7 protein-coding genes are annotated in these 6507 nt (G+C 58.6%); 3 read left to right on the top strand and 4 right to left on the bottom strand.

What is annotated here, in order from left to right; genetic code table 11:
• The first annotated feature begins 139 nt into the window (after window positions 1–139).
• Together B5G28_RS04480 and B5G28_RS04475 are read left to right on the top strand one after the other, a co-directional pair.
• Entirely contained in the window at window positions 140–994 is an 855-nt protein-coding gene (locus B5G28_RS04480) for a sugar ABC transporter permease (protein ID WP_242967458.1), read from the top strand.
• 2 nt (window positions 995–996) lie between these two features.
• The gene (locus B5G28_RS04475) at window positions 997–1845 is read left to right on the top strand and encodes a carbohydrate ABC transporter permease (RefSeq protein WP_087246524.1); all 849 of its coding nucleotides are present in this window, start codon (window positions 997–999) and stop codon (window positions 1843–1845) included.
• 127 nt (window positions 1846–1972) lie between these two features.
• Here B5G28_RS04475 and B5G28_RS04470 read toward each other — a convergent pair whose 3' ends face one another.
• Genes B5G28_RS04470 through B5G28_RS04455 form a run of 4 tightly spaced genes read right to left on the bottom strand, consistent with a single transcriptional unit; the run spans window position 1973 to window position 5240 of the window.
• Window positions 1973–2905, bottom strand: coding sequence for a carbohydrate kinase (locus B5G28_RS04470; protein WP_087246523.1), 933 nt, complete (start codon window positions 2903–2905; stop codon window positions 1973–1975).
• Window positions 2906–2927: 22 nt separating this feature from the next.
• Complete coding sequence (locus B5G28_RS04465; RefSeq protein WP_087246522.1) at window positions 2928–3551, bottom strand: hypothetical protein; 624 nt, start codon at window positions 3549–3551, stop codon at window positions 2928–2930.
• Window positions 3538–4185: a DUF624 domain-containing protein gene (locus B5G28_RS04460; RefSeq protein ID WP_087246521.1), complete on the bottom strand. Its 648-nt coding sequence runs from the start codon at window positions 4183–4185 to the stop codon at window positions 3538–3540. The genes B5G28_RS04465 and B5G28_RS04460 overlap by 14 nt, the downstream gene beginning before the upstream one ends.
• Window positions 4182–5240 (bottom strand): LacI family DNA-binding transcriptional regulator, encoded by a 1059-nt coding sequence (locus B5G28_RS04455; RefSeq protein ID WP_087246520.1) that lies wholly within the window; start codon window positions 5238–5240, stop codon window positions 4182–4184. Before B5G28_RS04455 ends, B5G28_RS04460 begins: the two co-directional genes overlap by 4 nt.
• Before the next feature lie 317 nt (window positions 5241–5557).
• Here B5G28_RS04455 and B5G28_RS04450 point away from each other — a divergent pair, with 317 nt between their 5' ends.
• Window positions 5558–6505 (top strand): ABC transporter permease subunit, encoded by a 948-nt coding sequence (locus B5G28_RS04450; RefSeq protein ID WP_087246519.1) that lies wholly within the window; start codon window positions 5558–5560, stop codon window positions 6503–6505.
• The last annotated feature ends 2 nt before the right edge of the window (window positions 6506–6507 follow it).

The following is a 6507-nucleotide window of genomic DNA, read 5'->3' as shown; positions in this document are numbered from 1 at the left end:
TTCTCGTGTTCCTGAATGTGGCTGTATTTTCTGGGCATAGCAAAGACCTCCTGTAGTAGTTTTATTCTACCACAGGAGGCCTTCTTTTTTCACTGTCTACTTTTACTGGAGCAGTTCAAAACAGCGGCGCGTCTTTATTTTGGTTTCGCTGGTCATCCCGGTCCTGCTCCTGGTGGGGTTTGTGGTGTTCCCGGCGGTGGACCTGTTCCGCATGAGCTTTACCAACTGGGACGGCCTGTCCACCACCAGTGAATTCATCGGGCTGGACAACTACATCTCGATGCTCCACAACCCCGACCTGTGGCAAAGCCTGGGCAACAACGCCGTCTATTTCTTCGCCCACCTGCTGATGATTCCGGTGGAGCTGGCCTTTGCCGTCCTGCTGAACTCCAAGCTTCGGGGTGCCAAGTTCTACAAGACCATGGTCTTTATGCCCTACATCATCAACGGCGTGGCCATCTCCTATGCGTTCTCCTACTTCTTCTCCCCCATCAACGGCGCTTTCGACTCCATCCTGGAGGCCCTGCGCCTGGGGATGCTGAGCCAGAACTGGCTGTCCGACCCCAAGATCGTCAACTTTGTGCTGGCCTTTGTCTCCCTGTGGCGCTACTCCGGCTATCATGTGGTGCTGTTCCTGGCGGCGCTGCAGTCGGTGTCCAAGGACATCCAGGAGGCCGCCATCATCGACGGCGCCAACACATGGCAGATGTTCCGCTACATCCAGATCCCTTCCATCATGCTGATGGTAGACTTTGTCCTCTTCGACAACATCCGCGGCGCCCTGCAGGTCTTTGATATCCCCTTTGTCATGACCTCCGGCGGCCCCGGCTACGCCTCCAGCACCTTCACCCTCTACACCATCAAGACCGCCTTCACCTTCTCCAACTTCGGTCTGGCCTCCACCATGGCGGTGGCCATCATGGTGCTGATCATCGTGATTTACGTCATCCAGAATAAAATCATCCACGGCGTGATCTTAAAGGAGGACAAGTGAAGATGCTGAACCAGCGTTCTCCCCGCGCCATTCTGGCGCAGTTCCTCAAGCAGCTGGTCTGCCTGAGCATGACCCTCATCGTCATCACCCCCATCCTGCTGACCGTCTTTGCCGCCCTGAAAACCAAGGGCGACATGGTCAACACCTCTCCCCTGATGCTGCCCCCCTTTGACCGGATCACCCTGGAGAACTTCCAGACCGTTCTGAGCAACAAGTATCTCTGGATCGGATTCAAAAACACCCTCATCATCCTGGCGGTCAGCCTGATCTTCAACGTGCTGCTGGGCACCATCACCGCCTTTATCATCGAGCGCTTTACCTTCCGTGGCAAAAAGGTGATTGTGGGCCTGTTCTTTGCCGGCATGCTGGTGCCCACCTTCGTCACCGAGATTGCCCGCTTCAAGATCATCAACGGTCTGGGCCTGTACAACACCCTAGGCGCCCCCATCCTGATCTACATTGCCTCCGACCTGATGCAGCTGTACATTTACCGCCAGTTCATCTCCACCATTCCCCCGGCTCTGGACGAAAGCGCCCTGCTGGACGGCTGCAGCTACTTCCAGCTGTTCGCCCGGATCATCTTCCCCCTGCTGGCCCCAGCCACCGCCACCGTGGTCATCATCAAGGCCATCGTCATCATCAACGACATGTACATCCCCTACCTGTACATGCCCAAGAACAAACTGCGGACTCTCACCACCTTCCTGATGGACTACGCCAACGCCCAGCAGGGCTCCTGGCAGTCCCTGGCGGCGGGCATCGTCATCATCATGCTGCCCACCATCCTGATTTACATCTTCTTCCAGCGCTATATTCTGGCCGGCGTCGCTGCCGGAGCTGTCAAGGAATAAAGCGCAACGTTCCTTTCTTCTCCCGTCCCGCGGGCCGGCCCCCGCCGGCTACGCAAAAAACCGGACTTCACAGCCTCGTGAAGTCCGGTTTTTGTTGTTCTGTTTTCTTTTTGGGTTGGGTCGGCCGTTATCCCTCCACCTCGGCCAGGGTGGGCATGGCGGGGATGGCTCCGCGGCGGCTGGTGGTGATGCTGGCGGCCCGGTTGGCGAAAGCCAGAATCTGTTCCAGCTTCTCCACAGAGAGGGCGTTCAGATCCTCTTTGCACAGCTTGGACAGCGCCGCTCCAAAGAAGGTATCTCCGGCGCCGTTGGTGTCCCCCACCTTGCAGGGGACGCCGGCCACATGGCCGGTGGTATCTCCCATCCGGTAAAAGACGCCGTCGGGGCCCAGGGTGACAAAGATCAGCCGGATGCCCTGCCGGGCCAGCTGGGCGGTGCCCTCGGCGCAGTCAGTGGTCCCCGTCAGGAGCGGCAGCTCCTCATCCGACACCTTGAGGATGTCCACCATCTCCAGAGGCGTCTTCATCTGGGCCACAGCGGTCTCCGGGTCGGGCCAGAGGTTGGCGCGGTAGTTGGGATCGTATGTAATGACGGCGCCCATGGCTTTGGCGCGGCGCACCGCGTCCAGGGTGGCAGACCGGGAGGGGTCTGCCGTCAGGCTCACCGAGCCGAAGTGCACCATGGTGGCGTCCTGCAGGGCCTGGTCGGGGATATCCTCCGCCGTCAGCATGACGTCGGCGTTGGCGCTGCGGTAAAAGCTGAAATCCCGCTCGCCCGACGCATCCACCGAGACCACCGCCATGGTGGTGGGGTGCGCGCGGTCCACCGCCACACCCGACACGTCCACCTTGTTCTCCTCCAGCACCTCGGTCAGGTAGCGGCCAAAGGCATCCGCGCCCACCTTGCCGATGAATGCGGTTTTTGCGCCCAGCCGGGCCGCCGCCACCGCCAGATTGGCGGGCGCGCCGCCGGGGTTGGCCGCAAACTGGGGGATTCCCTGTTCGTTCCGTCCGGTCTGGGTCAGGTCGATCAAGACCTCACCAATCGTTACAATGTCCATTTGCAGCATCTCCTTCTCGGTTTTATGACATCAGATAGTGGATAAAGGCGGCGGCCCGGTCGGGGTTGGGGGATTCCCGAATCACACCCAGATACACCCGGTCCGAAAAGCCTGCCGCCTCCAGCAAAGGCGACGAAGAAACATCCATCCACAGGCCCGATTCATCCAGCCCTTCTTCCTGGGCCAGAGACGGGTCCAGGGTCCGCAGGTCGGCCAGATACTCCTCCTGCACAAAGGCGTCCCGGGCCTCCTGGTCCATCAGGACCACATCCAGCTGGTCCGCCGCCAGGGCCCCCATGATTTTCATGCGGGAGGCGTAGGCATACTGGGGATCGGCGTCCTCACTCAGCAGCAGGCCATTGTAGAAGTAGACCTGCTGTTTTTCGCTGCTCAACCCCTGCTGTTCCAGGAAGCCGGTGGTTAAATCCTCGGTCAGGTCCTGCCCCGCCGACACGTTCACCAGGGCCAGATACAGCACGTCCTCTTTTCGGGTGGCCTGCCGGTAGCCGATGTAGGCCGCCATGTACACCACAATCAGCACCAGGATGATAGGGATTTTGTAATAGGTCCAGATGTGGTCCAGCCGCTTGCGGCCGTGGAGGGATTGGATGGTCTGCCAGTCCTCTTTCCATTTAGTGTTCTGCATTTTCTTCCTCTTCCACCGGTTCCGGCGCCCCGCCGCAGGCGTGGATCACCTTTACCAGGAAAAACGAGCACAGCATGGCGCAGCACCCGAACCCCAGCAAAAACGCGGGGGTAAACACCCAGACCACCACCCAGAACATGGCGGCGTAGATGGCCGCCATCAGCAGGGTGCAGACCAGATACCGCAGCCCCACCAGCAAGGAGGTTTTCAGAATGCCGAAGGTGGTGTTTTCAAACCGCGCCAGCAGCGGGAATGCGTACAGCAGGACGATGGCGTAGACGATGGCCGCCACAATCAGCAGCGCGGCGATGAGGGTCCAGAGGATGCTGTCGCTCCAGATCCGGCTGAGGACGTAGCCGTCCACCGCAAAAAATCCGCCCGCCGCCAGCAGAATCAGCCACACCTTGGTGGCGGGGACAAAGTTCTGGCGGAACGCCCGGAAGAACATTCCCGTCAGACCCTCGTCCCGGTCCTCTGCCATCTTGAGGGTGACATAGAACAGGGCGGTGGTGGATGCCCCGATGGTGACAACGGGCAGGCTGCACAGCAGCCAGAGAATGTTCAGATAGGCGCTGTAGGTCATCTTGGTGATGAAGGACAGCAGCGGGCGGTCGGGGTTCAGCAGGTCTCTCATACGCTCGCCTCACAGTCTCCGGTGGACTCCCGCAGCACCAGATTGGTCTCGGTATACACCGTCCGGTAGTTCAGGGAGGGCTCCTTGATCCGGGTCATCAGCAGGTCGGCGGCGGTAAAGCCCATGATCTGCCCGTGGATGTGGATGGAGGTCAGCTTGGGGGTCATGAAGGAGGCCTCCTGGCTGTCGTCAAAACCGCAGATCCAGACGTTTTCCGGGGCGGAATAGCCCAGGGTTTTGAGGGCCCGCAGCACGTCCATGGCCACAAAGTCGTTGGCACAGACGATGGCCTCGGGCAGCTGGTCAAAGGTTTCCAGCCTGGCCCGGATGTACTCGGCGTATTCCCCTTCTGCGCTGTCCACCATGCACCAGCGCAGGCTGTCCGCCAGGCCCAGCCACTCCATGGCGCTCTTGTAGGCCATGTACCGCTCATAGAAGGACTGGCAGTGCCAGATGGGGCCCGCGTAGACGATCCGCTTTTTGCCCCGCTGGGCCATCAGCCGGACCACGTTCTGCACCTCCACCCGGTTGTCCATGTACAGCCGGTCGGCCTTGAGCGGGGGGTGCAGGTCCATCACCGGCGTATCCACAAACAGCAGCGGAATCCCCTGCCCGCACAGCATCTGTGCATAGTCGTAGTCAAAGACCTCAAAGCAGATGATTCCGGCCGTCCGCTCCAGGTCAACCGAGGCCGGCAGGCTGCAGGCCTTCAGATCGGCCGGCGAAATCCGGTGGATGGTCATGCAGTAGTGCAGATGCTGAATTTCCGACTGGAACCGGTCCTGCATCATGGATGAAAAATGGGAATTGCTCAAAAAGCAGGTGGTCAGCATCGCGATTTCCCGCTTGCCGTCGGGCTTGGCCGGCTCGCGGTTGTCTTCCTGAAACAGGGGCAGATAGGCGAACTGCTTGTACCCCATTTCGGCGGCCTTGCGCAGGATCTTTTCCCTTGTGGCGTCCGCCAGCGCGCCGGTATTGTTGATGGCTTTGGATACCGTATTGCGCGACAGCTGCAGCTCGTTGGCAATGTCCTGAATCGTCACTTTGTTGGCCATGGTGTCCCCCTCCTTCTTTATAATAAAAGTTTGGTTCTGATTGCTAGTATAGTGCAAATGCACGGATTAGTCAAATGTAAAAATGTAAAACGGAAATTTGCACAAATGCACACTTCGCATTTTGTGCAACCAGATAAATCCACAAAAATTCTTTCGGATTCATGGAAAATATCATTGACTTTTGACTACAGGTATGGTATAAAGATGCTGTCAGGAATTTACATTTGCACACTTCCAGCTCAGTTCACGCACAAGCAGATGTGCAAACGTAACTTCAAACGTCACCAAGATCACATTGAAAGGGAGGATTTGAATCCATGAAAGCAAAAGCGTCTCCGTCCGGGACGGTTGCGGTCTCATCCCGGCAGCGCTGGCACAACACCTGTGTCTATGTACGGCGTCACTGGCAGCTGTACCTGCTGTTTCTTCTGCCGGCCGTTGCGCTGACCTTGATTTTCAAGTACGCGCCCATGGGCGGCGTCCTGATCGCGTTCCAGAACTATAACCCCTTCAAGGGCATTCTGGGCAGCGAGTGGGTGGGCTTCGACAACTTTGTCCGGTTCATGTCGTCGCCCGACTTCCAGCGCTATCTGGTCAACACCCTCAAGCTGAGCGTCTACGGCCTGCTGTGGGGCTTCCCGGTCCCCATCATCCTGGCCTTCCTGCTCAACCGCATTGAGAGCAAGAAGATCAAGCAGAAGGTGCAGCTGGTCCTCTACATGCCCAACTTCATCTCGGTGATCGTCCTCTGCGGTATTGTGCGTGTGCTGCTGTCGGTCACCGGCCCCGTGAACGGCCTGTTCCACACCAGCATCAACTTCATGACCCTGCCCGAGGCCTTCCGCCCCATCTACATCATCAGCGGCATCTGGCAGGGCGCAGGCTGGGCCTCCATCATGTATACGGCCTCCCTGTCCACCGCCAGCAAGGACCTGAAGGAAGCCGCCATGATCGACGGCGCCAACCTGCTGCAGCAGATCGCCACCGTTGAGTGGCCCGCCATCAAGGACATGGTGGTCATCCAGTTCATCCTCCAGGCCGGCAACATCATGAGCATCGGCTTTGAGAAGGCCTACGCCCTCCAGACAGACCTGAACCTGACCTCCTCTGAAATCATCGCTACTTACGTGTACAAGAAGGGCCTGCTGGACGGCGACTACAGCTTCTCCACAGCTGTGGGCCTGTTCAACACCATCATCAACGTGATTCTGCTGATTGCCGTCAACAAGATTGTTGAGAAACTCAACGACGGCAAGGGACTCTAAGG

The sequence above is a fragment of the Faecalibacterium sp. An77 genome, assembly GCF_002161315.1.
Taxonomy (GTDB): Bacteria; Bacillota; Clostridia; order Oscillospirales; family Ruminococcaceae; genus Faecalibacterium.
Note: the sequence above shows the minus strand (reverse complement) of the source record. Positions and strands in the feature narration are given on the sequence as shown.

What these genes read in the sequence shown, in the direction of transcription:
- B5G28_RS04475 (WP_087246524.1), top strand. Translation starts at nt 997, where the DNA reads ATGCTGAACCAGCGTTCTCCCCGCGCCATTCTGGCGCAGTTCCTCAAG.
- B5G28_RS04470 (WP_087246523.1), bottom strand. Translation starts at nt 2,905, where the DNA reads ATGGACATTGTAACGATTGGTGAGGTCTTGATCGACCTGACCCAGACC.
- B5G28_RS04465 (WP_087246522.1), bottom strand. Translation starts at nt 3,551, where the DNA reads ATGCAGAACACTAAATGGAAAGAGGACTGGCAGACCATCCAATCCCTC.
- B5G28_RS04460 (WP_087246521.1), bottom strand. Translation starts at nt 4,185, where the DNA reads ATGAGAGACCTGCTGAACCCCGACCGCCCGCTGCTGTCCTTCATCACC.
- B5G28_RS04455 (WP_087246520.1), bottom strand. Translation starts at nt 5,240, where the DNA reads ATGGCCAACAAAGTGACGATTCAGGACATTGCCAACGAGCTGCAGCTG.
- B5G28_RS04450 (WP_087246519.1), top strand. Translation starts at nt 5,558, where the DNA reads ATGAAAGCAAAAGCGTCTCCGTCCGGGACGGTTGCGGTCTCATCCCGG.